27 protein-coding genes and 1 pseudogene are annotated in these 25,660 nt (G+C 73.4%); 24 read left to right on the plus strand and 4 right to left on the minus strand.

Annotation, left to right across the window (positions count from 1 at the left end; translation table 11 throughout):
* The 5 genes and pseudogenes from FHE66_RS10770 to prmC all read left to right on the plus strand — a co-directional run.
* Positions 1–346 (plus strand): annotated as a pseudogene (locus FHE66_RS10770) (homoserine kinase); the annotation flags it as partial.
* Positions 347–804: 458 nt separating this feature from the next.
* Positions 805–2,769 carry a transcription termination factor Rho gene (rho, locus tag FHE66_RS10775; RefSeq protein WP_139072962.1) on the plus strand — a complete coding sequence of 655 codons (1,965 nt, stop codon included), beginning with the start codon at positions 805–807 and terminating at the stop codon, positions 2,767–2,769.
* 111 nt (positions 2,770–2,880) lie between these two features.
* Positions 2,881–3,090, plus strand: coding sequence for a 50S ribosomal protein L31 (gene rpmE / locus FHE66_RS10780; protein WP_139072963.1), 210 nt, complete (start codon positions 2,881–2,883; stop codon positions 3,088–3,090).
* Between the two features lie 79 nt (positions 3,091–3,169).
* Positions 3,170–4,267, plus strand: coding sequence for a peptide chain release factor 1 (gene prfA / locus FHE66_RS10785; RefSeq protein ID WP_269144715.1), 1,098 nt, complete (start codon positions 3,170–3,172; stop codon positions 4,265–4,267).
* Between the two features lie 189 nt (positions 4,268–4,456).
* Positions 4,457–5,296 carry a peptide chain release factor N(5)-glutamine methyltransferase gene (gene prmC, locus FHE66_RS10790; protein ID WP_139072964.1) on the plus strand — a complete coding sequence of 280 codons (840 nt, stop codon included), beginning with the start codon at positions 4,457–4,459 and terminating at the stop codon, positions 5,294–5,296.
* Here prmC and FHE66_RS10795 read toward each other — a convergent pair.
* Positions 5,250–5,621, minus strand: coding sequence for a VanZ family protein (locus tag FHE66_RS10795; protein ID WP_139072965.1), 372 nt, complete (start codon positions 5,619–5,621; stop codon positions 5,250–5,252). The two genes, prmC and FHE66_RS10795, sit on opposite strands and share 47 nt — an antisense overlap.
* Positions 5,622–5,677: 56 nt before the next feature.
* On the opposite strand from FHE66_RS10795, the gene FHE66_RS10800 reads away from it, so the two are divergent.
* The 17 genes from FHE66_RS10800 (at position 5,678) to FHE66_RS10880 (ending at position 20,216) form a co-directional block, all read left to right on the plus strand.
* The gene (locus FHE66_RS10800) at positions 5,678–6,370 is read left to right on the plus strand and encodes an L-threonylcarbamoyladenylate synthase (protein WP_255303701.1); all 693 of its coding nucleotides are present in this window, start codon (positions 5,678–5,680) and stop codon (positions 6,368–6,370) included.
* Positions 6,367–7,482, plus strand: a complete 1,116-nt coding sequence (locus FHE66_RS10805; RefSeq protein WP_139072967.1) for an MraY family glycosyltransferase — start codon at positions 6,367–6,369, stop codon at positions 7,480–7,482. Before FHE66_RS10800 ends, FHE66_RS10805 begins: the two co-directional genes overlap by 4 nt.
* Entirely contained in the window at positions 7,479–7,925 is a 447-nt protein-coding gene (locus FHE66_RS10810) for a hypothetical protein (RefSeq protein ID WP_139072968.1), read from the plus strand. Before FHE66_RS10805 ends, FHE66_RS10810 begins: the two co-directional genes overlap by 4 nt.
* Positions 7,926–8,154: 229 nt before the next feature.
* A complete protein-coding gene (atpB, locus tag FHE66_RS10815) occupies positions 8,155–8,958 on the plus strand; it encodes a F0F1 ATP synthase subunit A (protein ID WP_255303696.1) in 804 nt (267 codons plus the stop codon).
* A gap of 90 nt (positions 8,959–9,048) precedes the next feature.
* Positions 9,049–9,258 (plus strand): ATP synthase F0 subunit C, encoded by a 210-nt coding sequence (gene atpE / locus FHE66_RS10820; protein ID WP_255303698.1) that lies wholly within the window; start codon positions 9,049–9,051, stop codon positions 9,256–9,258.
* Positions 9,258–9,833, plus strand: a complete 576-nt coding sequence (locus FHE66_RS10825) for a F0F1 ATP synthase subunit B (RefSeq protein WP_139072969.1) — start codon at positions 9,258–9,260, stop codon at positions 9,831–9,833. Before atpE ends, FHE66_RS10825 begins: the two co-directional genes overlap by 1 nt.
* Positions 9,833–10,645 (plus strand): F0F1 ATP synthase subunit delta, encoded by an 813-nt coding sequence (locus tag FHE66_RS10830; protein WP_139072970.1) that lies wholly within the window; start codon positions 9,833–9,835, stop codon positions 10,643–10,645. Before FHE66_RS10825 ends, FHE66_RS10830 begins: the two co-directional genes overlap by 1 nt.
* Positions 10,646–10,706: 61 nt before the next feature.
* Positions 10,707–12,341, plus strand: a complete 1,635-nt coding sequence (atpA, locus tag FHE66_RS10835; RefSeq protein WP_139072971.1) for a F0F1 ATP synthase subunit alpha — start codon at positions 10,707–10,709, stop codon at positions 12,339–12,341.
* Between the two features lie 3 nt (positions 12,342–12,344).
* Positions 12,345–13,238: a F0F1 ATP synthase subunit gamma gene (locus FHE66_RS10840; protein ID WP_139072972.1), complete on the plus strand. Its 894-nt coding sequence runs from the start codon at positions 12,345–12,347 to the stop codon at positions 13,236–13,238.
* 44 nt (positions 13,239–13,282) lie between these two features.
* Positions 13,283–14,755, plus strand: a complete 1,473-nt coding sequence (gene atpD / locus FHE66_RS10845) for a F0F1 ATP synthase subunit beta (protein WP_139072973.1) — start codon at positions 13,283–13,285, stop codon at positions 14,753–14,755.
* A 5-nt stretch (positions 14,756–14,760) separates the two neighbouring features.
* Complete coding sequence (locus FHE66_RS10850) at positions 14,761–15,051, plus strand: F0F1 ATP synthase subunit epsilon (protein ID WP_139072974.1); 291 nt, start codon at positions 14,761–14,763, stop codon at positions 15,049–15,051.
* Between the two features lie 12 nt (positions 15,052–15,063).
* Positions 15,064–15,480 carry a DUF2550 family protein gene (locus FHE66_RS10855; protein ID WP_139072975.1) on the plus strand — a complete coding sequence of 139 codons (417 nt, stop codon included), beginning with the start codon at positions 15,064–15,066 and terminating at the stop codon, positions 15,478–15,480.
* Between the two features lie 85 nt (positions 15,481–15,565).
* Entirely contained in the window at positions 15,566–16,261 is a 696-nt protein-coding gene (nucS, locus tag FHE66_RS10860) for an endonuclease NucS (protein ID WP_139072976.1), read from the plus strand.
* Between the two features lie 88 nt (positions 16,262–16,349).
* Positions 16,350–17,564, plus strand: coding sequence for an N-acetylglucosamine-6-phosphate deacetylase (locus FHE66_RS10865; RefSeq protein WP_139072977.1), 1,215 nt, complete (start codon positions 16,350–16,352; stop codon positions 17,562–17,564).
* On the plus strand, positions 17,564–19,024 hold the full coding sequence (locus FHE66_RS10870) for a GH1 family beta-glucosidase (RefSeq protein WP_139072978.1): 1,461 nt from the start codon (positions 17,564–17,566) through the stop codon (positions 19,022–19,024). Before FHE66_RS10865 ends, FHE66_RS10870 begins: the two co-directional genes overlap by 1 nt.
* Positions 19,024–19,308, plus strand: a complete 285-nt coding sequence (locus FHE66_RS10875) for a hypothetical protein (protein WP_176554743.1) — start codon at positions 19,024–19,026, stop codon at positions 19,306–19,308. Before FHE66_RS10870 ends, FHE66_RS10875 begins: the two co-directional genes overlap by 1 nt.
* 83 nt (positions 19,309–19,391) lie before the next feature.
* Positions 19,392–20,216 (plus strand): alpha/beta hydrolase, encoded by an 825-nt coding sequence (locus FHE66_RS10880; RefSeq protein WP_139072979.1) that lies wholly within the window; start codon positions 19,392–19,394, stop codon positions 20,214–20,216.
* Between the two features lie 33 nt (positions 20,217–20,249).
* Here the strand turns inward: FHE66_RS10880 and FHE66_RS10885 are convergent, their stop codons facing one another.
* Together FHE66_RS10885 and FHE66_RS10890 are read right to left on the minus strand one after the other, a co-directional pair.
* Positions 20,250–20,690 (minus strand): hypothetical protein, encoded by a 441-nt coding sequence (locus FHE66_RS10885; protein WP_139072980.1) that lies wholly within the window; start codon positions 20,688–20,690, stop codon positions 20,250–20,252.
* A 55-nt stretch (positions 20,691–20,745) separates the two neighbouring features.
* Complete coding sequence (locus FHE66_RS10890; RefSeq protein ID WP_139072981.1) at positions 20,746–21,807, minus strand: YihY/virulence factor BrkB family protein; 1,062 nt, start codon at positions 21,805–21,807, stop codon at positions 20,746–20,748.
* Positions 21,808–21,893: 86 nt separating this feature from the next.
* Between FHE66_RS10890 and FHE66_RS10895 the strand changes: the two genes are divergently transcribed.
* Positions 21,894–22,358, plus strand: a complete 465-nt coding sequence (locus FHE66_RS10895) for a GNAT family N-acetyltransferase (RefSeq protein ID WP_139072982.1) — start codon at positions 21,894–21,896, stop codon at positions 22,356–22,358.
* 11 nt (positions 22,359–22,369) lie between these two features.
* On the opposite strand, the gene FHE66_RS10900 is transcribed toward FHE66_RS10895, so the two are convergent.
* Entirely contained in the window at positions 22,370–24,085 is a 1,716-nt protein-coding gene (locus tag FHE66_RS10900; RefSeq protein WP_139072983.1) for a hypothetical protein, read from the minus strand.
* 181 nt (positions 24,086–24,266) lie between these two features.
* Here FHE66_RS10900 and FHE66_RS15585 point away from each other — a divergent pair, with 181 nt between their 5' ends.
* Entirely contained in the window at positions 24,267–25,556 is a 1,290-nt protein-coding gene (locus FHE66_RS15585) for a hypothetical protein (RefSeq protein WP_176554744.1), read from the plus strand.
* Positions 25,557–25,660 lie beyond the last annotated feature (104 nt).

Below are 25,660 nucleotides of genomic sequence, written 5' to 3' on the forward strand. Positions count from 1 at the left end.
GCGCTCCGTGCTGCCGCGCCAGGTGACGCACGAGGACGCCGCGTTCAACGCCGGCCGCTCCGCCCTGCTCGTCCTCGCCCTCGACCGGCGGCCCGACCTGCTCCTGCCCGCCACCGACGACCGGCTGCACCAGCGACAGCGCGCCGTCGTCATGGAGGAGTCGCTGGCGGTCATCGACACGCTGCGCGAGCTCGGGCTGCCCGCCGTCGTCTCCGGCGCGGGGCCGAGTGTCCTCGTCCTCACCCGCGTCGACGCCGCGCACCTCGCCGCGTTCACCCGGCACGGCTGGCAGGTGCACACCCCCGCCGTCAGCGACCACGGCGCCCGCCTCCTGCCCACCACCTGACCGGGTCCGCTCCCCGCGCGAAGCTCGGCCGTCGCGCAAAACTCCGCTGTCGAGCGAAACTCCGCTGTCGCGAGAGCGGGATTCTGTGCGAGAGCGGGATTCTGTGCGAGAGCGGAGTTCTGCGCGAGAGCGGGATTCTGTGCGAGAGCGGAGTTGTGCGCGAGAGCGGAGTTGTGCGCGAGAGCGGGATTCTGCGCGAGAGCAGAGTTGTGCACGAGAGCGGGGTTCTGCGCGAGAGCGGGGTTCTGCGGGTTCCGGGTGCCCGCAAAAGGTCGGCTGTTACACTGGCCGGGCTCCGACCGTGACTGATCCCACCGCGGGTGTCCTCACCGAGTCGGCGTACCACCCCCCGATCCCAGACCGCGTGCTGCGGTCATGGTCGAGCGGACACATCCCGGCGGCATCGACGCCGGACTCACCAGGCCCCGATCGGGCCGATTTCCGAGGGAAGGAACCTCGTGACAGAACAGCTTGACGCCACCGCCGCCCCCAAGGCATCCGGTGGCTCGCTGAGCGCCATGCGCCTTGCCGAGCTCCAGTCGCTGGCCGCCGAGATGGGGCTCAAGGGCACCGCGCGCATGCGCAAGAGCGACCTCGTCACCGCGATCCGCGACGCGCGGAGCGGCGGTGCGTCGTCCACCACCTCCGGGCAGAACGGCGCCGGCGCCGCGAAGCCCGAGCCGGCGACCGACGCCCCCGAGCCCGCAGCAGACGCGGCCCCCGCCTCCGAGGCGCCCTCGCGCCGCGGCCGCTCCCGTCGGGCCGGCGCCGAGGCAGGTGCCCCTGCTCGTGCCGAGGAGCCCGCCCGCAGCGAGGAGCCCGCCCGCAGCGAGCAGCCCGCCCGCAGCGAGCAGCCCGCCCGTGGTGAGCGGCGGACCCGCGGCGAGCAGCCCGCCAACGGTGAGCAGCAGGCCCGCGCCGAGCGCCCCGCGCGCGGCGAGCGGCCGGCCGAGACCCCCACCGACGAGGACCGCGCCGAGCGGACCCGCTCCGGTGAGCAGCTCACGCTGCCGGAGATCCCCGAGCGCGCGCCGCGCCGCGAGCGCCGGCCCGAGACCGAGCGCCAGCAGCGCGAGCCGGTCGACCGTGAGCGCGCCGTCAAGGCGCTCGAGGCGATCGAGCTGCCCGCCCCGCGCGACGAGGCTGAGGAGCGGGGCGAGGCCCGCCGCCTCGACGGCGAGGCCGGCCGGAGCGGCCGGCGTCGCAACCGCGACCGCAACCGCAAGCGCCGCGGCACGGGCTCCGACCTCGCCGCGCTCGAGGAGCCGGAGGTGAGCGAGGACGACGTCCTGCTCCCCGTCGCCGGCATCCTCGACATCCTCGAGAGCTACGCGTTCGTCCGCACGAGCGGCTACCTGCCCGGGCCCAACGACGTCTATGTCTCGCTCAACCAGGTGAAGAAGTACGGCCTGCGCCGCGGCGACGCCGTCACCGGTGCCGTGCGGCAGCCGCAGGAGGGCGAGCAGCAGCGCCAGAAGTTCAACGCGCTCGTCCACCTCGACTCGGTGAACGGCGCCCCGGCGGACCGCATGCGCACCCGACCGGAGTTCGCCAAGCTCACCCCGCTCTACCCCGAGGAGCACCTGCGCCTGGAGACGGGTCCGCAGAAGCTCACCCAGCGGGTCATCGACCTCGTCGCCCCCATCGGCAAGGGCCAGCGCGGCCTCATCGTCGCCCCGCCCAAGGCGGGCAAGACGATCATCATGCAGCAGATGGCCAACGCGATCACGACCAACAACCCCGAGGTCCACCTCATGGTCGTGCTCGTGGACGAGCGGCCCGAAGAGGTCACCGACATGGAGCGGACGGTCAAGGGTGAGGTCATCGCCTCGACCTTCGACCGCCCCGCGTCCGACCACACGATCGTCGCCGAGCTCGCCATCGAGCGTGCCAAGCGGCTCGTCGAGCTGGGCCAGGACGTCGTCGTCCTCCTCGACTCCATCACCCGGCTCTCCCGCGCCTACAACCTCGCGGCGCCGGCGTCGGGCCGGATCCTGTCCGGCGGCGTCGACGCGTCCGCGCTCTACCCGCCGAAGCGGTTCTTCGGCGCGGCGCGGAACATCGAGAACGGCGGCTCGCTCACCATCGTCGCCTCGGCGCTGGTGGAGACCGGCTCGAAGATGGACGAGGTGATCTTCGAGGAGTTCAAGGGCACCGGGAACATGGAGCTGCGGCTCTCCCGCTCGCTCGCGGACCGGCGCATCTTCCCGGCCGTCGACGTCAACGCCTCCGGCACCCGCCGCGAGGAGCTGCTCATGTCGCCGGACGAGCTGAAGATCGTGTGGAAGCTCCGCCGGGTCATGGGGGGCCTGGACCAGCAGCAGGCGATCGAGCTGCTGCTCGGCAAGATGCGGGAGACGAGCTCGAACGCCGAGTTCCTCCTCACCGTGCAGAAGACCACCCCGGGTGTGAGCAACGACTGACCCGGAACATTTTCCGACACCGCGGCGTTCTGGCACACTGGACCGTCGGCTTCCGGTTCACGGCGGGCGTTGCGCGCCGACCCGGGAGTGAAGCACACCAAGGAGACACACATGAAGCAGGGCATTCACCCCGAGTACGTCACCACCACGGTGACGTGCACCTGTGGGAACACCTTCGAGACCCGCTCCACCGCGACCGAGGGCAAGATCAACGCTGACGTCTGCAGCGCCTGCCACCCGTTCTACACGGGCAAGCAGAAGATCCTCGACACCGGTGGCCGCGTCGCGCGCTTCGAGCAGCGGTACGGCAAGCGGAAGTAGGACCTCGTCAGCGCCGGTGGGTCAGCCCACCGGCGCTGTCGTCTGCCCACCTGCAGGTCGGTGAGAAGGGAGCGCACGCGTGAGTCATGAGGACTTCTCGGCCGTCGAGCCGATGCTGGCCGAGCACGCGCAGATCGAGCGGGAGCTCGCCGACCCGGAGGTCCACGCGGACGCCGGGCGGGCCAAGCGGCTCGGTCGCCGGTACGCCGAGCTCACGCGCGTCGTCGCCGCCTACAAGGACTGGCGCCGCGCGGCCGACGACGCCGAGGCCGCCGCCGAGCTCGCGGAGATGGACGACGCCTTCGCCGCGGAGCTGCCGGCGCTGCGCGAGTCCGCCGACGCCGCCGCCGAGCACCTGCGCGGCGTCCTCGTCCCGCGCGACCCCGACGACGGGCGCGACGTCATCCTCGAGATCAAGGCGGGGGAGGGCGGGCAGGAGTCCGCGCTCTTCGCCGGCGACCTCCTGCGCATGTACCTGCGCTTCGCGGAGCGGCGCGGCTGGAGCACCCAGCTGCTCAGCGCGACCGAGTCCGACCTCGGCGGCTACAAGGACGTCGCGGTCGCCGTGAAGTCCCGCTCGCTGCAGGACCCGGCCGACGGCGTGTGGGCGAGCCTGAAGTACGAGGGCGGCGTCCACCGGGTGCAGCGCGTGCCGGTGACCGAGTCGCAGGGCCGCATCCACACCTCGGCGGCGGGCGTCCTCGTCCTGCCCGAGGTGGACGACCCGGGCGAGGTCGAGATCGACCAGAACGACCTGCGGATCGACGTCTACCGCTCGTCGGGACCCGGCGGGCAGAGCGTCAACACGACCGACTCCGCCGTGCGCATCACGCACCTGCCCACGGGCATCACCGTGTCGATGCAGAACGAGAAGTCCCAGCTGCAGAACCGCGAGGCGGCCCTGCGCGTCCTGCGGGCGCGGCTGCTCGCCGCCCGCCAGGAGGAGGCGCAGGCCGCGGCGTCGGCGACGCGCCGCTCCCAGGTGCGCACCGTCGACCGCTCCGAGCGGATCCGGACGTACAACTACCCGGAGAACCGGATCGCGGACCACCGCACCGGGTTCAAGGCCTACAACCTCGACCACGTGCTCGACGGCGACCTCGACGCCCTCATCGGCTCGGCCGTCGAGCTGGAGGCCGCCGAGCGCCTGGCCGCCGCCACCGACCCGAATGCCTGAGGGCCTCGGCTCCCGCGTCGAGCTCGCGCCCGTGGGGAACTCCGCTGTCGTGCGGAAGTCGGCTGTCGCGGGGAAGTCGGCTGTCGCGCGGAACTCGGCTGTCGTGCGGAACTCGGCTGTCGTGCGGAACTCGGCTGTCGCGGGGGAGTGGGGTGGCGCTCGGGTGTGGGGCGGGGGGCTGCTGTGGCGGTGAGCTGGCGCGAGGCGGTGCGCGGGGCGACGACCCTGCTCGCCGAGGCCGGCGTGCCCTCGCCCGACGTCGACGCCCGGCTGCTCGCCGAGCACGTGCTCGGGGGCCTGCTCGTCACGGCCGGTGCACCCTCGCGCGAGGAGCTCACCTCCTACGCGGGCCTCGTCGAGCGGCGCGCGCGGCGCGAGCCGCTCCAGCACCTCACCGGCGAGATGTTCTTCCGCCACCTGCGGCTCACCGCCGCGCCGGGCGCCTTCGTCGTGCGCCCGGAGACCGAGCTCGTCGCCGAGGAGGCGATCACCGCGGCCCGGCGCACGCCCTCCCCGCGCGTCGTCGACCTGTGCACCGGCTCGGGCGCCATCGCCCTCGCCGTCGCCACCGAGGTGCCGGGCTCACAGGTGTGGGGCGTGGAGCTGAGCGAGGCCGCCCTCGCCGTCGCCCGGCGCAACGCCGCCGACCTCGCCCCGCAGGTGACGCTCGTCGCCGGGGACGCCGCCACGGCGCTGCCCGAGCTCGACGGCACGGTCGACGTCGTCGTCTCCAACCCGCCGTACGTCCCCCCGGACGCGGTGCCCCGCGACCCCGAGGTGCGCGACCACGACCCCGACCTCGCGCTCTACGGCGGCGGGCCGGACGGGCTCGAGGTGCCCCGGGCCGTCCTGCGCTCGGCCGCGCGGTTGCTGCGACCCGGCGGCACCGTCGTCATGGAGCACGCCGAGGTCCAGGCCGCCGCCGCCCGCGAGGCCGCCGAGGCCACCGGCGCCTTCGTCGACGTCCGGACCCTGCGCGACCTCAGCGGACGCGACCGGATGGTCCTCGCGCGGCGCTCCGACGGCTGAGCGCCACCCCGGCCACCCAGCCCAGCCCCACGCCGAGGATGTCGGCGACCACGTCCCACGGGTCGCCCGACCGGTCGGCGAGGAACACGTGCTGCACCACCTCGCTGCCCACCGCGTGCGCCAGGGCGAGGGGCACCACCCAGCGGGCGGGGAGGGCGGACCACAGCGCGAGGGCGACGACGAGCGCGAACACCGCGACGTGGACCACCTTGTCGGCCCCGGGCACACCGACGGCCCCCGTGGCCGGCACCCGCGGCGCGTAGAGCACCGCGAGGTGGAGCAGGAGCGCGAGGACGAGGAGCAGGCGGCGGAGGTGGACGGGCATCACTGCAAGGATGTCACCCCCGCGGCGCCGCCCGTGGGAAGATCCTCCCCGTGAGCGTGTACGACTGCACCCAGGCCGAGACCCGCGACGAGGGCGTCGCCGCCGCGGCCACCGCCCTGTCCCGCGGGCGCCTCGTCGTCCTGCCGACCGACACCGTCTACGGCATCGGCGCCTCGGCCTTCGACCCCGACGCCGTCGCCGCCCTGCTCGCCGCCAAGGGCCGGGGCCGGCAGAGCCCGCCGCCGGTCCTCGTGCCGGCGCCGGCCACCGTCGCCGGCCTCGCCGTCGACGTCCCCGCCGCCGTCACCACGCTCGTCGAGACGTTCTGGCCCGGGCCGCTCACCATCATCTGCCGCGCCCAGCCCACCCTCGCGTGGGACCTCGGGGACACCGGCGGCACCGTCGCGCTGCGCATGCCCGACGACGAGGTCGCCCTCGCCCTCCTCACCCGCACCGGGCCGCTCGCGGTCTCCAGCGCCAACCGCCACGGGCGCCCCGCGGCGACGACCGTCCTCGAGGCGGCCACCGCCCTGGGCGACAGCGTCGACGTCTACCTCGACGGCGGACCCTCGCGCGGGGGAGTGGCCTCGACCATCGTCGACGCCACCGGCCCCACCCTGCGCATCGTGCGGGCCGGGGCGCTGGGCCTCGCCGAGCTCGCCGCCGTCGTCCCCGGCATCGTCGGGCCCGACGGCGAGGCGGGCGACGCCGGGACCCCGGACGCGAAGGACGGTGCTGCGAGTCCGTGAGGGTCTACCTGCTCGTCATGCTCGTCGCGGCGGTCGTGACGTTCCTCGCCACTCCCGTCGCGCTGCGACTGGCGAGGGCGACGAACGCGCTCACCCCCGTCCGGGCCCGTGACGTGCACACGACGCCGACCCCGCGCCTCGGCGGCCTGGCGATGCTCGCCGGCTTCGCCGTCGCGCTGCTCCTCGCCTCGCGCGTCCCCTTCCTCGAGGGGGTCTTCAGCACCGCCCAGCCCTGGGCGATCCTCGGGGGCGCGGCGCTCGTCAGCCTCCTCGGGGTCGCCGACGACATCTGGGACCTCGACTGGATGACCAAGCTCGCCGGCCAGGTGCTGGCGGCGGGACTCATCGCCTGGCAGGGCGTCCAGCTCATCACCTTCCCGGTCTTCGGCCTCACGATCGGGTCGGCCCGGCTCTCCCTCGTCGCGACCGTGCTCGTCGTCGTCGTCGCGATCAACGCGGTGAACTTCGTCGACGGTCTGGACGGGCTCGCCGCAGGGATGGTGGGCATCGGGGGCCTCGCCTTCTTCGGCTACACCTACCTGCTCACCCGCGAGGCGACCCCCGGGGACTACTCCAGCCTCGCCGCGGTGGTGATCGCCGCCGTCGTCGGCACGTGCATCGGCTTCCTGCCGCACAACTTCCACCCGTCGCGCATCTTCATGGGCGACTCCGGCTCGATGTTCCTCGGCCTCACCGTCGCGGCCGCCGCCATCACCGTCACCGGACAGATCGACCCGGCGACGTTCTCCGCCGGTCAGGTGCTGCCCGCCTTCATCCCGATCATCCTGCCGGTCGCCGTCCTCCTCCTGCCGCTGCTCGACATGACCCTCGCCGTCGCCCGGCGGCTGCGGGCCGGCCAGTCGCCCTTCCAGGCCGACCGGATGCACCTGCACCACCGGCTGCTCGAGTGGGGACACAGCCACCGGCGCGCGGTCCTCGTCATGTACCTGTGGACGGCGGTCATCTCCTTCAGCGCCGCGGCGCTCGTCGTCTTCGACCGGCGCGTCGTCCTCGTCGTCAGCGCGGTGGCCGTCGTCGTCGCCCTCCTCGTCACCATCGGCAAGCTGCCCGGGCTGCGCCGCACACCTCCCTCCGAGAAGGAGTCCGTATGACCACCGCCCCCTCCCCCCTGCGCGCCATGTTCACCGTGGTGCTGCGCAGGATGGCCCTCCTCCTCGCGGTCCTCGCCGTCGGCGGCTGCCTCGTCGGCTACCTCGCGGCCGGGTCGCAGGGCCTGTGGGGCGGGGTGCTCGGCACCGGGCTCGCCGCGTTCTTCCTCCTCACGACCTCGGTCGTCATGCTCGCGACGGCGGACAAGCCGCTGCACGTCGCGAGCGCGGCGCTCGTCGGCAGCTGGCTGGCCAAGGTCGTCGTCGTCTTCGTCGTCCTCCTCATCGTGCGCGACCTCGACTTCTACGACCCGCTCGTGTTCTTCGTCACACTGGCCCTGGCGATCCTCGGCTCGCTGGCGATCGAGATGTCAGCCGCGCTGCAGTCGCGGGTGCCGCACGTGGACCCCGGTGCTCGCGCGGACGAGGACGTCCCGGGCGCCTGACCGGCGACTCCGTACTCCCGGCCGGCCCGGCGACGCCCTGCGCAGGCCGCGCCGTCACCCTCACGCACCGCCGGGACGAAGGTCCGGGACGCCGTGGGCCGCGCCGTGGTTGGCGGAGCCCGCTGCGGGAGTGCGTTAGGCTGGGGCAAGTCCTGACATCGCGGTCCTTCACCGCAATCCCGACCAGCTCTGGGGGTTCGTCCTGTCTGCCGCTGCGCCCCTCCTCCCCTTGGCCGCAGGCATCATCACCGCCGCGGGCGATGGTGAGGGCTTCCACGCCCCGACGCTCCAGGGGGAGTTCTTCCCCGGTCCGATCCTCTTCGCGGGCACGCCGTTCGAGTTCAACCGGATCATGCTCGTGCGCGTCGTCGCCACGATCCTCATCGTCACGGTGTTCTGGCTCGCTGCCCGCCGCGCCCGGCTCGTCCCGGGCCGCTTCCAGGGCGCGATCGAGATGGCCCTCGACTTCGTCCGCGTGAACATCGCCGAGGAGGTCCTGGGCAAGGAGAGCGGACGGCGCGCCACCGCGCTGCTCACCGTGATCTTCTTCGGCGTCTTCGCCATGAACATCACCGGTGTCATCCCGCTCCTCAACATCGCGGGCTCCTCGGTCATCGGCGTGCCGCTCGTCTTCGCGGCCATCGCCTACGTCGGCTTCATCGTCGCGGGCGTGCGCTCCCAGGGCGCGGGGGGCTTCCTCAAGTCCTCGCTCTTCCCGCCCGGGGTGCCGAAGTTCCTCTACGTGATCCTCACGCCGATCGAGTTCCTCTCGACGTTCATCCTGCGGCCGATCACGCTGACGATCCGTCTCCTCGCGAACATGCTCGTGGGCCACCTGCTCCTCGTGCTGTGCTTCGGGGCGACCCACTACCTCTTCTTCGAGGCGGCCGGCACCTTCAAGGTGCTCGGCGGCGTCACCCTGGCAGCGGGCCTCGCGTTCACGGTCTTCGAGATCTTCATCGCGGCCCTCCAGGCCTTCATTTTCACCCTCCTCACGGCTGTGTACATCCAGCTCTCCGAGGAAGCGCACTGACCTAGTCCCGGCTCGGTCACCTCACGTGACGGAGCCAACCACCGAGACGTGCCGGGCGCGGGCCCGGTACCCCAATGGAAGGAACACCCTGTGGAACTGACCGGCGACATTGCCACCATCGGATACGGCCTCGCGACCATCGGCCCCGGTATCGGTCTGGGCCTGCTCGTCGCGAAGACCCAGGAGGCCACGGCTCGTCAGCCTGAGGTCGCCGGTCCGCTGCGCGTCAACATGTTCATCGGTGCGGCCCTCGTCGAGGCGCTCGGCCTGATCGGCTTCGCCGCGGGCTTCGTGTTCTGATGCTGCCCACGGCCCTGGTCCGGGCGGCGGGGGAGGGACAGAACCCGCTCCTGCCGGCGGACTACGACATCATCTGGTCGCTGGTCTGCACCGCGATCATCGCCTTCTTCTTCGTCAAGAAGATCCTTCCGGTCTTCACGCGCATCCTCGACGAGCGCACCGAGAAGATCGAGGGCGGCCTCAAGGCCGGCGAGAACGCCCGGGCCGAGGCCGAGGCGCTGCGTGCCGAGATCGAGCGCGAGCTCGTCGAGGCGCGTGTCGAGGCGGCTCGCGTTCGCGAGCAGGCCGCCGACGACGCGAAGGTCATCGCCGCGGACGTCAAGGCCAAGGCCCACACCGAGGCGGAGCGGATCCTCGACAGCGCCAAGCGCCAGATCGAGGCCGAGCGTCAGCAGGCCGCCACGACCCTGCGCACCGACATCGGTGTGCTGGCCACGACCCTCGCCGAGCGCATCGTCGGGGAGTCCCTCGCCGACGAGCAGCGTCGTCAGCGGGTCATCGACCGGTTCCTCGACGAGCTCGAGGCGCAGACCGACCAGGCTCCGCAGAAGGTCGGCGGAGCGACGGAGGCGTGATGCGAGCGAGCAGCCAGGCCGCGCTGTCCGCGGCGAGCGAGCGGTGGGAGGTCTCCCTGCGGGAGGCCGGGGAGCGCGGGCGTGAGCTCGGTTCCCAGCTCTACGAGGTGGCCGACGCCCTCGCGGGCTCCGGTTCCCTGCGCAGGGCGCTGACCGACCCCGGGCGCACCGGGGACGCCAAGGCGCGCCTCGTCGGCGCGCTCTTCGACGGCAAGGTCGCCCCCGAGGTCGTCGACCTGCTCGCCGGCATGGTCCGCTCCCGCTGGTCGCGGGAGGAGGACCTCGGCCTCGCGGTCGAGGAGCTCGCCGCAGCGTCGGTGCTCTCCGCCGCGCAGTCGCGCGACGCGCTGCTCGAGGTGGAGGAGGAGCTGTTCCACACCGAGCGGCTGCTCGCCTCCAGCCGTGAGCTGCGGGCCGCGCTCGCCGAGCGGGACGTCGACCCGCAGCGGCGTGCGGCACTGCTCGACTCCCTCATCGCCGCCGCGAGCCCGGAGACCCGGCTGCTGGTCCACCGGATGGTCACGACGCCGTGGGCGGGCTCGCTCATCAGCGCCCTGCGCCACGTCGGTGAGCTCGCCGCCGCCCGCCGTGACCGGTTGGTGGCAGGAGTGACCGCGGCCGCGCCGCTCACCCAGGAGCAGGAGGCCCGGCTGGGCCGCATCCTGGAGGGCGCGTACGGCCGTTCCGTCCAGATCAACGTCGGGGTGGACCCCGCGGTGATCGGCGGCATGCGGATCCAGGTCGGCGCCGAGGTCATCGACGGCACGACGCTCGCCCGCCTCCAGGACGCCCGACGCCGGTTCGCCGGCTGACCCCGACACCCGCACCACAGACGAGACGCGACCACCCGGTCGCCAAGGAGAAGGAACTTCAATGGCCGAGCTGACGATCAAGCCCGAGGAGATCAGGGCGGCGCTGGACAGCTTCGTCGACTCCTACCAGCCGACCGAGGCGGTGGGTGAGGAGGTCGGTCGCGTCACCGTCGCCGGTGACGGCATCGCGCGGGTCGAGGGACTGCCCGGGACGATGGCGAACGAGCTGCTGCGCTTCGAGGACGGCACCCTGGGCCTCGCGCTCAACCTCGACGTGCGCGACATCGGCGTCATCGTGCTCGGTGAGTTCACCGGCATCGAGGAGGGCCAGACGGTGCACCGCACCGGCGAGGTGCTCTCCACCCCCGTGGGCGAGGAGTTCCTCGGCCGCGTCGTCGACCCGACCGGCCGGCCGATCGACGGCTTGGGCCCGATCAACGCCGAGACCACCCGCGCCCTGGAGCTCCAGGCGCCCGGCGTCATGGCGCGAAAGAGCGTGCACGAGCCGCTCCAGACCGGCATCAAGGCCATCGACTCGATGATCCCGATCGGCCGTGGCCAGCGTCAGCTCATCATCGGCGACCGCGGCACCGGCAAGACGGCCATCGCCGTGGACACGATCCTCAACCAGAAGGCGAACTGGGACAGCGGCGACCCCGACAAGCAGGTCCGCTGCATCTACGTCGCCATCGGCCAGAAGGGCTCGACGATCGCGTCGGTCCGCGGACGCCTCGAGGCCGCCGGCGCGCTGGAGTACACGACGATCGTCGCGGCTCCCGCCTCCGACCCGGCCGGCTTCAAGTACATCGCCCCCTACACCGGTTCGGCCATCGGCCAGCACTGGATGTACCAGGGCAAGCACGTCCTCATCGTCTTCGACGACCTGTCCAAGCAGGCCGAGGCCTACCGCGCCGTGTCGCTCCTCCTGCGCCGCCCGCCGGGCCGTGAGGCCTACCCGGGTGACGTCTTCTACCTCCACTCCCGGCTGCTCGAGCGCTGCGCCAAGCTCTCCGACGCGCTGGGTGCGGGCTCGATGACCGGCCTGCCGATCATCGAGACCAAGGCGAACGACGTGTCGGCGTACATCCCGACGAACGTCATCTCGATCACCGACGGACAGATCTTCCTCCAGTCCGACCTGTTCAACGCCGACCAGCGCCCCGCCGTCGACGTCGGCATCTCGGTGTCCCGCGTCGGTGGTGACGCCCAGGTCAAGGCGATGAAGAAGGTCTCCGGCACGCTGAAGATCACCCTCGCCCAGTACCGCTCGATGGCGGCCTTCGCGATGTTCGCCTCGGACCTCGACCCGACGACGCGCCAGCAGCTCACCCGCGGCGAGAAGCTCATGGAGCTCCTCAAGCAGCCGCAGTACTCCCCGTACGCGGTGGAGGACCAGATCGCCTCGATCTGGGCGGGCACCAACGGTTACCTCGACGACGTCGAGACCAACGAGGTCCGCCGCTTCGAGAGCGAGATGCTCGACCACCTGCGCCGCACGACCGACGTCCTCCAGACGCTCGCGACGACGGGCAAGCTCGAGAAGGAGACCGAGGAGGCGCTGCGCGCCGGCGTCGAGGACTTCCGCAAGGGCTTCCTCGCCGGGGACGGGACGCTGTCCTCCGAGCCCGCCGCTCCCGAGGCCGACCCGCTGGTCGAGACCGAGCAGGAGCAGATCGTCGCCGAGAAGCGGGGCTGAGCCTTGGGTGCTCAGCAGCGCGTCTACAAGCAGCGGATCCGCTCGACGCAGACGCTCAAGAAGATGTTCCGCGCGATGGAGCTCATCGCCGCGTCGCGGATCGGGCGCGCCCGGGACCAGGCCACCAAGGCCAGCCCGTACGCCCTGGCCCTGACGCGGGCGACCTCCGCCGTCGCGGCGCACGCCCACACCGGGCACCCGCTGCTCCAGGAGCGCACGGACACCAACCGCGTGGCGGTGCTCGTCCTCACGGCGGACCGCGGCATGGCCGGCTCCTACACCGCCAGCGTGCTGCGGGCGGCGGACCAGCTCATCGACCGGCTCACCGAGCAGGGCAAGGAGATCGACCTCTACGTCGTCGGACGTCGCGGGATCGGCTTCTACTCCTTCCGCGGGCGCCGCGTCGTCGACAGCTGGGAGGGGCAGTCGGACAAGCCCGACGCCTCCCTGGCCAAGGAGATCGCCGACGTCGTGCTCAAGGCGTTCCTCGCCCCGGCCGACGAGGGCGGGGTGGGCGAGCTCCACATCGTCTTCACCAAGTTCGTCTCGATGGTCAGCCAGGAGCCGTTCGTGCGGCGCATGCTGCCGCTCGAGGTCGTCGACGGTGTCGCCGAGCCGGGCGCCAAGCCGCTGCCGCTGTACGAGTTCGAGCCCTCCGCCGAGGCCGTCCTCGACCAGCTGCTGCCGCTGTACGTGCGCAGCCGCATCTACAACGCGCTGCTGCAGGCCGCCGCCTCCGAGCTGGCCAGCCGGCAGCGCGCCATGCACACCGCCGTCGAGAACGCCGACGAGCTCATCGGGACCTACACCCGGTTGGCGAACACGGCACGACAGGCCGAGATCACCCAGGAGCTCACCGAGATCGTCTCGGGAGCCGACGCACTGGCGGCGAGCTGACGTGCGTCCTGACCCCAGTGCCGTCACAGCGAAGGAAGACTGACATGACTGCCACGACGACCGACCCCAGCACCGAGCACGCCGCGCCCGGCGTCGGGCGGATCGCCCGGGTGACCGGACCGACGATCGACGTCGAGTTCGCGCCCGACGAGATCCCCTCGATCTACAACGCGCTCGTCGCCTCGGTGGACAAGTCCACCATCGGCCAGGGCGAGGGCATCCTCGAGATGACCTTCGAGGTGAACCAGCACCTCGGTGACAACCTCGTGCGCGCCGTCGCGCTCAAGCCGACCGACGGCCTCGTCCGCGGCATGGAGGTGCGCGACACCGGCAGCCCGATCACCGTGCCGGTCGGTGACGTCACCAAGGGTCACGTCTTCTCCGTGACGGGTGAGCCGCTCAACCTCGCCGAGGGCGAGACCCTCGAGATCACCGAGCGGTGGCCCATCCACCGCAAGCCCCCGCGCTTCGACGAGCTCGAGGCCAAGACCCAGATGTTCGAGACGGGCATCAAGGTCATCGACCTCCTCACCCCGTACGTCCAGGGTGGGAAGATCGGCCTCTTCGGTGGTGCGGGCGTCGGCAAGACCGTCCTCATCCAGGAGATGATCCAGCGCGTGGCGCAGGACCACGGCGGTGTGTCGGTGTTCGCCGGTGTCGGTGAGCGCACCCGTGAGGGCAACGACCTCATCGTCGAGATGGAGGAGGCCGGCGTCTTCGACAAGACCGCGCTGGTCTTCGGCCAGATGGACGAGCCGCCGGGCACCCGCCTGCGCGTCGCACTGTCCGCGCTGACGATGGCCGAGTACTTCCGCGACGTGCAGAAGCAGGAGGTGCTGCTCTTCATCGACAACATCTTCCGCTTCACGCAGGCCGGTTCGGAGGTCTCCACGCTGCTGGGCCGCATGCCCTCCGCGGTGGGCTACCAGCCGAACCTCGCCGACGAGATGGGCATCCTCCAGGAGCGCATCACGTCCACTCGCGGTCACTCGATCACCTCGCTGCAGGCGATCTACGTCCCGGCCGACGACTACACCGACCCGGCGCCCGCGACGACGTTCGCGCACCTCGACGCCACGACCGAGCTCTCGCGTGACATCGCCTCGCGCGGTCTCTACCCGGCCGTGGACCCGCTGGCCTCGACCTCGCGCATCCTCGACCCGCAGTTCGTGGGCCAGGAGCACTACGAGGTCGCGACCCGCGTGAAGTCGATCCTGCAGAAGAACAAGGAGCTGCAGGACATCATCGCGATCCTCGGCGTCGACGAGCTGTCCGAGGAGGACAAGATCACCGTCGCCCGGGCCCGCCGCATCGAGCAGTTCCTCTCGCAGAACACCTACACCGCGGTGAAGTTCACCGGTGTCGAGGGCTCCACGGTGCCCGTCGCCGAGACGGTCGAGGCCTTCCGTCGCATCGCCGACGGCGAGTACGACCACATCCCGGAGCAGGCGTTCTTCAACATCGGTGGCATCGAGGACCTCGAGCGCACCTGGTCGAAGATGCAGAAGGAGTCCTGATCGCGGTGGCCCTGTCGGTGCAGATCGTGGGTCCGGACCGGACCCTGTGGAGCGGCGAGGCCAGCTCGGTGAGCGTGCCCGCCGCGGACGGCGAGCTCGGCATCCGGCCGGGCCGCCAGCCGGTCCTCGCCGTGCTCCGGCCCGGCAAGGTCCACCTCACGTCCACGGCGGGCGCCACGGAGTCGGTCGACATCCTCGGCGGGTTCGTGTCGGTCGACGACGACGACGTCATGATCGTCGTCGACGAGCACGACGAGCGGCGCGCGGACCACGCCGAAGCCGCCACCGAGCGCTGAGGTCTTGGGGCCGTGTCCTGGGCGTGGGTGCTGTGGGTGGCTCTCCTGCTCGCCGTGCTCGCCCTCGTCGCGGGCCTCGTCCTGCTCCTGCGGGTCCGCAGCCTGAGCAGGGTGGTCGGCTCCTTCGACTGTGCGTGGCGTGAGGCCGAGTCCCCGAGCTGGGTGAGCGGTGTCGCCGTCTACGGGGTCGACCGGATCGACTGGTACCGCATGGTGTCGCTGCGACCGGGCCCCCGGGCCCGGTGGCGGCGCAGCGAGCTCGTCATCGACCCGTCCCGGCGGGTGCTGCCGGGCAGCGCCTGGGGGGCGGTCGAGGTGCGCTGCCACGCCCGGGGCGGGGACTTCTTCCTTGCCCTGGAGCCGGCCGCCCTCGCCGGTCTGACGAGCTGGCTCGAGGCCAGCCCGCCGGTCGACCGCGGCGCCGCCTAGGTCCGCACCGCCGGCCGCCCACCCGCGCGGCCGGCGGACAGAAGTGTCATCGCCGCGGACAGCGGCATCCAGGGGAGGAACGCCCATGCGTACGGTCATCGCCCGGTGCTCGGTCGACTACACCGGCCGGCTGGACGCCCACCTCGCGCTGGCCACCCGGCTGCTCATGGTCAAGGCCGACGGCTCGGTGCTCGTCCACTCCGACGGCGGGTCCTACAAGCCGCTGAACTGGATGAGCCCGCCGTGCCGGCTCGAGGTCGCCCCGCCTGCCGAGGAGGACGCCGCCGCCGGCGTCACCGAGGTCTGGACGGTGCAGAACGCCAAGAGCGACGACCGGCTGGTCGTGCGGATCCACGAGGTCCTTCACGACGGGTCCTACGACCTCGGCGTGGACCCGGGCCTGGTCAAGGACGGCGTCGAGGCCCACCTCCAGGAGCTCCTCGCCCAGCAGATCGAGCTCCTCGGCCCGGGCCACCGGCTCGTGCGCCGGGAGTACCCGACGGCGATCGGTCCGGTCGACATCCTCGCCCGCGACCCGCTCGAGCGGGCCGTCGCCGTGGAGATCAAGCGGCGCGGGGAGATCGACGGCGTCGAGCAGCTCACCCGCTACCTCGAGCTGCTCAACCGCGACCCGCTGCTGTCGCCCGTCCAGGGCGTGTTCGCCGCGCAGGAGATCAAGCCGCAGGCCCGGGTGCTCGCCGAGGACCGCGGGATCCGCTGCGTCGTCCTGGACTACAACGCCATGCGCGGGCTCGACGACGTGGAGTCGCGGCTCTTCTGACGCCGCGCGGCGCCGCGCCGACCGCGTTCGGGCGACGGACCGAGAGGCCAGCCGTCGGGCGGCGGCGGTGTGTTGGCACAATGGGGCCATGAGCGAAGCCCCCACCACACGCGTCCTGCGCGGTCGCGTCGTCACCCCCACCGCCGTCGTCGAGGACGGGGCCGTCGTCATCTCGGGCAGCGCGATCACGTGGGTCGGCGCCGCGGCCGACGCGCCGCCAGGGCTGCGTGAGGCCGTCGCCGCGGCCACGCCCGTCGAGGGCTACGTCCTGCCCGGTCTCGTCGACCTCCACTGCCACGGCGGTGGCGGGGCGAGCTTCCCCGACGCCGAGGACGCCGAGACCGCGCGCACCGCCGCCGCCGAGCACCTGCGCCACGGCACGACCTCGCTCGTCGCCTCGCTCGTCACCGCGCCGCCGGACGTCCTGCGCGCCCGTACCGACGTCCTCGTCGAGCTCGTCGAGGCCGGTGACCTCGCCGGCATCCACTACGAGGGCCCGTTCATCTCCGCCGACCGCTGCGGGGCGCAGAACCCCGCCGCGATCCAGGAGCCCGACGCCGACCTCACCCGCGAGCTCCTCGAGCGCGGCCGGGGGCACGTCGTGACGATGACCCTCGCCCCCGAGGCGCCCGGCGTCACCGGCCAGGGCGGGGTGAGCCAGGCGCTCATCGCCGGGGGAGCGCTGCCCTCCTTCGGCCACACCGTCGCCACCGCGGACCAGGCACGGGCGGCCGTCCGCGAGGCGGGGGACCTGCTCGCCGCGGAGGCCGGCGCGCGCTCGTCCCGCGCGACCGTCACCCACCTGTGCAACGGGATGAACCCCATGCACCACCGCGACCCCGGGCCCATCCCCGAGTTCCTCGCCGCCGCGCGCGAGGGTCGCCTCGTCCTCGAGCTCATCGGCGACGGCACCCACCTCGACCCCGCCCTCGTGCGTGCGTTCTTCGAGATCGCCGGCCGGGAGAACATCGTCCTCGTCACCGACGCGATGGCCGCGGCCGGCATGCCCGACGGTGACTACCAGCTCGGCTCCCTCGCCGTCACCGTCGCCGACGGCGTCGCCCGCCTCACCGGCGGCAGCGCCATCGCCGGCGGCACCGCGCACCTGCTCGACGTCGTGCGCACGACCGCGGCCGGCGGGGTCGACCTCGTCGACGCCGTCTACGCGGCGTCCACCGGACCCGCCGTCGTCCTGGGGGACCCGGCGGTCGGTGCGCTCGAGGCAGGACGGCGCGCCGACGTCCTGGTCACCGACACGGACCTGCGTCCGGTCGAGATCCTGAAGGACGGGGTGAGCATCTGATGTGGGAGGACTTCCGCTGGGGCGCGGCCACCGCTGCCTACCAGGTCGAGGGCGCCGCCCGGGAGGACGGGCGAGGCCCGTCGATCTGGGACACCTTCGCCCACACCCCCGGCAAGGTGCTGGGCGGGGACACCGGCGACGTCGCCGCCGACCACTACCACCGCTGGCAGGAGGACGTCGCGCTCATGGCGGCCCTCGGGCTGCAGAGCTACCGGCTGTCGGTCTCCTGGTCGCGGGTGCAGTCCGGCGGGCGTGGCCCGCTCAACCCGGCGGGCGTGGCGTTCTACCGCCGGCTCCTGGACGAGCTCGTCGCCCACGACATCGCACCGGTCGTCACGCTCTACCACTGGGACCTGCCGCAGGAGCTCGAGGACGCCGGCGGCTGGCCGAACCGGGAGACCGCGTACGCCTTCGCCGAGTACGCCCGGCTCATGGCCCGCGAGCTCGGTGACCGGGTGGCGCTGTGGACGACGCTCAACGAGCCGTGGTGCTCGGCCTTCCTCGGCTACGCCTCCGGTGTCCACGCGCCGGGGCGCACCGAGCCGGCCGCCGCGCTCGCCGCGGCCCACCACCTCAACCTCGCCCACGGTCTCGCCACCCAGGCGATCCGTGCCGAGCTCGGTGAGCACACGCCGGTGTCGGCCGCGCTCAACGTCCACGTCACCCACCCCGCCGACCCGGAGTCGGCCGCCGACCTCGAGGCCGTGGCCCAGATCAACGCCGTCGGCAACCACGTCTTCCTCGGGCCGATGCTCGACGGCAGCTACCCCACGCGGCTCCTGCGCGACACCGCCCACGTCACCGACTGGTCCTTCGTCGAGCCGGGGGACCTCACGACGGCCCGGCAGCGGATGGACGTGCTCGGCGTCAACTACTACTCGACCCAGCTCGTGCGCCGCTACGGCGGGGACGGGCCGGCCCCGCGGGCCGACGGGCACGGCGCCTCCTCGGCCTCCCCGTGGGTCGGGGCCGACACCGTCGAGTTCCTCCCCGTCGCGCCGCCGCACACGGCGATGGGCTGGAACGTCGCGCCGGAGGCGCTCGAGGAGCTCCTCCTCGCGCTGGACAACGCCTACCCGGACCAGCCGCTGCTCGTCACGGAGAACGGCGCGGCCTACGAGGACGTCGTCGCCCCCGATGGGCGCATCCACGACCAGGCGCGGGTGGCGTACTACCGCGACCACATCGCCGCCGTGCTCCGCGCCCGCGAGGCCGGCGTCGACGTCCGCGGCTACACGGCGTGGTCCCTCATGGACAACTTCGAGTGGGGCTACGGCTACTCCAAGCGGTTCGGCATCGTCCGGGTCGACTACGAGACGCTCGAGCGCACGCCCAAGGACTCCGCGCTCTGGTACCGCGAGGTCATCCGCACCGGGCGGCTGCCCGGCGTCGAGGAGGCGGCGGCGCTGCCCGTGCTCGGGGCCGGCGACGCACACGCCGCGCAGTCCTCGGACCGCTGATGGCGCGCGCCCGGCGCGGCCGCAAGCGCCCTTACGCCGACCCCTACGTCCCGCTGGACCCGGACCGGCTCGGGTCGGTCCCGCGGCACGAGACCGGGCCCGGCGGGGAGAGCTACACCGTGCGTCAGGTGCGCGGCGGGGAGAAGGCCTACCGGTGCCCCGGCTGCCACCAGCTCGTCCCGCCGCACACCCCGCACGTCGTCGCGTGGCCCGACGAGCCGCTGCTCGGTGGGGGCCTGGAGGACCGGCGCCACTGGCACACCGCCTGCTGGCGGCGCGCCTGACCCCCTCCTCCTCGCCGAGGGATGGATCCTGCGGGTCCCCCGACCGGCTGCCGGGACGGGGGCGGCGTGCCATCCTCGGGGGCATGGACACCGGACCCCTCGCCATCCACCGCCACGGTCCCGAGACCGGCGTGCCGCTCGTGCTCCTCCACGGCTTCCCGCTCGACTCGCGGATGTGGGACGACGTCGTCGACCACCTGGGCGACCTGCCCGTGGTCCTCCTCGACGCACCCGGCTTCGGCGCCTCGCCGTCGCCCGCGGAGGTCGCGGCCGCGCTCGGGCGCGAGCCGGACCCGACGCTCGACACCGTGGCAGATGCCGTAGCCGAGACGCTGCGCTCGATGGAGGTCGAGCGCGCCGTCGTCGCCGGGCTGTCGATGGGCGGCTACATCCTCCTCGCGCTCGCCGAGCGGCACCGCGGGCTGCTCGCCGCCGTCGGGCTGCTCGACACGAAGGTCGACAGCGACCCCGACGAGGCGCACGCGAACCGGCTGAGGGTCGCCGAGGAGGCGGAGCGCACCGGGTCCGCCGCGGTCGCCGGGATGGTCGACACGGTCCTCGGGGAGACGACACTCACCGAGCGGCCCGAGGTCGTGGCCCGCATGCGGGAGTGGCTGAGCGAGGCGCCGGGGGAGGGCATCGCCTGGGCGCAGCGGGCGATGGCGGCCCGCCCCACCCGGATCAGCGCGCTCGAGGACCTCGAGGTGCCGGCGCTCGTCCTGCGCGGCGCCGAGGACGGGATGAGCCCGCAGGCCGCGGCCGAGACGATGTCGCGCGCTCTCGGCGGGCCGGTGGAGCTCGTCGTCGTGCCCCGGGTGGGGCACATGAGCGCGGTCGAGGACCCCGAGGCCGTGGCCGAGGCCCTGCGCGCCCTGCACGCCGCCGGGCTGGCCGCCGAGCGCGTCTGAGGGCTCGCGCGGGTCGGAGGACGGCTTACCGGCTCAGGCGTTCGGCGCGGTGTCCTGCGCGTCGCGCCAGCCCGGCAGGAGGCGCTCGAGGGCGACGGGCAGGTCGAGCGACTCCCCGTCCTTGCCGCCGGCGCCGAGCACGAGCGGGGGCGGGGTGGGGCGCAGCGTGACGCCGGTGAGCCGGTCGCGCAGCCCGAGCGGCGCGGTGAGGACGTAGAACTCGCCGTCGGTGCTCATGCCCGCGGCGCGGTCGGCGCGCAGGTACCAGCCGGTGACGTCGCTGCGGGCGCTGCCCTTCCCGCCGTAGCCGCGGACGTGGAGCCGCTCGGCCGGGAGCCGGTCACGGGCGACGGCGGCGAACTCCCGCAGGAGGCGCGCGGCGTGGTCGTGCTCTGCCTGGCGGCGCCGCTCGAGCATGTCCGCGTGGGCCTCGGCCGCTTCCCGGCGCTGGCGCGCCCAGTCCTGCTCGCTCACCCGCCCAGCCTACGGCGCCCCGGTGCGTGCACGATCCAGCGCTCGCGGGGAAGGGCTACTCGGAGGAGCGGGCGGCGTCCTCGTCCTGGGTGCGGCCGTGGGACAGTCGCAGCGCCCGGCCGCGCTCGACGTCCTCCTGCTGCTGCTCGGCCTTCTTGTCCGACGCCTTGGTGTCCCGCGGCGGCAGCTGGATGTGCTCCTCGGCCGCGATCCCGCCCTGGAGCTGGCGGGCGCGCTCGAGCTCGGCGTCGAACTCCGCGCCGAAGAGCAGCGCGAGGTTCATGATCCACAGCCACAGGAGGAAGACGATGACGCCGGCGAGGGCGCCGTACGTCTCGTTGTAGCTGCCGAACTGCGAGACGTAGATGCCCAGCGCGAGGGTGGCGAGCGCGGCGACGACGATCGCGATGACCGCGCCGATGCTGATCCAGCGGAGCTTGGGCTGCTTGACGTTCGGGGTGGCGTAGTAGAGCAGCGCGATGACGACGACGACGATGACGAGGAGCACCGGCCACTTGGCGATGTTCCACACGGTCACCGCTGTGGAGCCCAGCCCCACGACGTCGCCGACCGCCTGCGCGACCGGCCCGGTGACGACGAGGATGACGACCGCGAGGGCGACGAGGAGCAGGAGGACGAGGGTGAGCAGGTAGGTCAACGGCCGCAGCTTCCAGATCGGGCGGCCCTCGGGCACCTCGTAGATCCGGTTCATCGCCTTGGCGAACGCGGTGACGTAGTTCGACGCCGTCCACAGCGCGACGAGCAGGCCGATGATCAGGCCGATGCCGGGCGCGCCGACGTTCGTGATGTTCTCGATGACCGGCTCGACCTGCTTGAACGTGTCCTCGGGCAGGGTGTCCTCGAGCAGGGTGGTGACCTGGCTCGTGCCCTGCGACCCCTGGCCGACGAGGGAGAGGATGGAGGCGAGCGCGATGAGCGCGGGGAAGATCGACAGGACGGCGTAGTACGTGAGTCCGGCGGCGAGCGTCGTGCAGTCGTCCTTGAGGAACTCGCGGACCGACTTGCGCAGCACGTAGGTCCAGGACGGCTTGCGGATGTCGGCGGGGGAGTCGGGCTTGCGCGGGTGGTCGGGCCGGGTGTGGTCGTCGCTCGTCATGGTCGCTCCTGCGGTGGCGGTGTTCCATTGCAGCGTGGGGGCACCAGCCGGGCCGTGCAACCGGGGGAGTGTCCTACGGTGTGGGCATGGCAGGTCCTCTCCACGTCCGTCCCGCACGCCCCGACGACGCCGATGCGCTCGCCGACCTCGAGACCCGCGCGAGGCGCGAGGCGGAGGGCAGCGAGGAGGTCGGCGCCCCGCAGGACGCGGTGCAGCGGTGGCGCGACCGGCTCTCCGACCCGGGCGGGAGCATGACGTGGGTCGGGGTCGTGCGCGCGACGGGTGAGCCCGTCGGCATCGCGACCGCCGAGGCGACCGGACCGGGCGACCTGCGCCCGCTGCGGCTCCTGTCGCTCCACGTCGAGCCGCAGTGGCGGGGACAGGGCCTGGGCCAGGTCCTGCTCGACCACGCCGTCGGCGACGCCCCCTGCTACCTGTGGGTGGGGCAGGACGACGCCCGAGCCCAGCGCTTCTACGAGCGCAACGGCTTCGCGCCCGACGGCGCCCGGCGCGAGGAGCGCGCCGGGCCCGAGCTACGCCTGGTCCGCTGAGGGGAGGCCGCTCAGCGGCTCCGCTTGGTGTTCTTCCCGGGCCGGTCGTCCCGCACGGCCGGGAGCACGGACGTGTCGCCGGACACCGCCTCCATGACCTCGGTGCGCGCACCCTCCGCCTCAGCGGCGGGCGGCTCCTCGCCGGGGGTGTCCGCTGCGGGCTCATCGACGTCCGGGGTGGCCGCGCTGGCCTCGGGCTCGTCGTCGGTCGGCTCGTCCACGTCCGCCTCGGCGACCTCCTCGCCGGGGACCGGCGGCTCGGCGACGACGTCGTCCTCGACGGGCGCCTCCGCGATGACCTCGTCCGCGTCCTCGACGGGCGTCTCGGCGAGGACCTCGGCGACGACCTCGTCGATCTCGACGACGGTGCCGTCCTCGTCAACGACGACGGTCTCCTCCTCGACGACGTCATCCTCGACGAGGTTCTCCTCGAGGGCAGTGCCCTCGTCCTCGTCGGTGAGCACGTCCTCGACCGCGACCTCCGCCGCGGCGGCGAGGACGTCAGGGTCCGGTGCGCCCGGCTGCTCGTCGACGGCGGGCTCCGTGACAGCGGCCTGCTCCGTGACGGCGTCCTCCGCGGCCGCAGGCTGCTCCGCGGCACCGAACGCCGCGGCCGGGGCCGCGTGCGTCGTGAGCAGCCCGCGCAGCTCGGTGAGGTAGCGGGTGATGTCCTCGCGCTGACGGGCGAGGTCGGCGATCTCCGCCTGCAGGGTGTCGCGCTCGGCGCGGGCGGCGTCGGTCGTCTCGCGCAGGACGCGGTCCGCCTCGGCCTGGGCGTCGGCGACGAGCCGGTCGGCCTCGGCGCCCGCCTCGGCGAGCCGCTGGGCGGCCCCGGCGTCGGCGTCGGCCACGACGGTCCGCGTGCGCTCGAGGGACTCCGCCAGCCGGGCCTCGGCTGCCGCGGCGCGGCGCTCGGTCTCCTCGGCCAGCGCGGTCGTCGCCGCCCGTGCCTGCGCGTGGGCCTCGGCCGCGGCGCGCTCGGTCTCCTCGGTGAGGGTCGCGGCGTCGAGCTCGGCCCGGTGCCGCACGCGCTCGGCCTCGGCGCGGGCCTCCTCCAGGGCGGTCTGCGCCTCCTGGTGCAGGCGGGTGGCCTCCCCGCGCAGGCGGGTGGCCTCCTCCTCGGCCGCGGTACGCAGCTCGAGCACCTCGCGCTCGGCCGTGGCCCGGGTGAGCCCGAGCTCGCGGTCGAGGTCCGCGCGCCGGTGCTGCTCCTCGTCGCGGACGACCTCCCGGACGCGGGCGGCCTCACGCTCGGCGGACAGGACGATCTCCTCCGCGGTGCGCTGGGCCACCTCGATCGTCGACCCGGCCGACCGCTCCGCCTCGACGAGGGTGTCCTCAGCCTGGCGCCGGGCGGCTGCCACGCGGGAGGCGGCCTCGGCCTCGGCGTGCTCGGTGAGCTCGGCGGCACGCTGCTCGGCGTCGGCGAGGGCCTGGGCCGCCTGGGCGCGCGCCCGGTCGACGACCCCGGCCGACTGCTCCTCGGCGGAGCGGAGCAGCTGCTCGATCCGCGAGCCCAGCCCGGCGTAGGTCGGCTGCTCGCGCTCGCGCAGCTCGTGCTGCGCCTCGGAGAGCTCGCCCGACAGGCGCATGACCCGCTCGTCGAGCGCCGAGACCTGCTGGCGGGCGGTGTCGAGCGCGGCCTCGAGGGCGTGGACCCGCTGGTCCACCTGCGCACGGTCGTACCCCCGCATGACCACGGGGAAGGCGGGGTGGTCCTCGGTCATCTGTCCTCCTGCTCGCGCTGTCCTGCAGCGGCCAGCGTAACCGGCCCACCTGGGGGCCGCGCCCGGCGGTACAGGTCCCCTCCGCGATCGGCGCAGGTCGATCACAACTCGGTAACGCGCTGTCCACGGTGGCGTCGTATCCTGGGATGTCGCCATCCCCGCTCTGAGGACACCCCAACCCGTGACCCGTCGCAGACTGCCCCTGCTGCTCTCCGCCGCCGGCCTCGTCATCATCCTCGTGGCCGTCATCGCCGCGGTCGTGGTGCGTTCCACCGACACCGCGACCCTGTCGCTCGGCGAGCGCCCGGACGTCCCGGTGGTCATCACCGAGCCCGGCGTGCTCGACGCCGTCGACCCGGAGGTGACGATCCGTGCCACCGCGGGGGACGACGAGCAGGTCGTCCTCGCCATCGGCCGCACCTCAGAGGTCGAGGCCTGGCTCGGGGACGCCCCGCACGCCCGCATCACCGGTCTGTCCTCGTGGGAGGAGCTGACGGTCGAGGTCGTCCCCAGCAGCGAGCCCACCGACGCCGCCACGGGCGAGGCGACCGCAGAACCGACCGACGGCGCCACTGCCGAGGAGGGGGCGCAGGAGGGGGCGCAGGACGCCGGGGTGCCCGACCCCGCAGGCTCCGACCTCTGGCTCGCCGAGAGCGTGGGCACCGGCAGCGCCGAGCTCACCTGGACCGACAGCCCCGGCCGGTGGAGCCTCGTCGCGGCGACCGACGGCACTGGCCCCGCCCCCGAGATCGAGCTCGAGTGGGGCCGCCGGGTGAGCACCCCGTGGCTCGTCCCCGGCATCGTCCTCGGTGGCCTCGCGCTCGTCGCCGGCCTCGCCATGCTCGTCCTGGAGGTCCTCGCCAAGCGCGAGCAGCGCCGGCGGGAGGACGCCCGTGCACGCCAGGCCGCCGGCGACGACGGCAGCTACCGGAGCATCAGCGACACCGACCCCGGCACCGGGGAGCGCCTCACCCGCCGCCAGATCCGCGAGCTCGAGCAGCGGATGGCCGAGGAGGAGCGTCTCCTGCGGACGGGCGAGCCGCCCGTCCCCCTCGCCCCCGGACACGACGCGGCCGAGCACCCGCAGGACGGCCCGGCCGACGAGCAGACGCCCACGGCCCAGGACACGGACGCCGGCGAGCCCACCGGCCCGGTGGACGAGCAGCCGGCGGACGAGCAGCCGGCGGACGAGGCTGACAACGCCGCCGCCGACGACGCCGCCGCCGAGCCGGCCGACGCCGAGCCGGCCGACGACGAGCCGGCCGACGACGAGCCCGCCGAGGGAGAGCCCGATGCCGACGAGCCGGAGGGTGACGAGCCCGACGACGAACCCCCCGCCACCCTGAGCTGGCGCTCGGTGTGGGGCTTCGGCAGCCAGGGCACCACCGCGCCGCCCGCCGACGACACCAGCGACCCCGAGGACCCCCACCCCGTCGACGACCAGGACTCCGACGGAGAGGAGAAGCGATGACCACCCACCACTCGCGACGCGTGCGACTGTCGGCCGGCCTGGCCGGCGTGGCACTCCTCCTCGCCGGCTGCGGCGGGGACGTCCCCCAGCCGCAGCCCGACCCC

The sequence above is a fragment of the Georgenia sp. 311 genome (assembly GCF_006151955.1).
Lineage (GTDB): Bacteria > Actinomycetota > Actinomycetes > Actinomycetales > Actinomycetaceae > Oceanitalea > Oceanitalea wutianyii.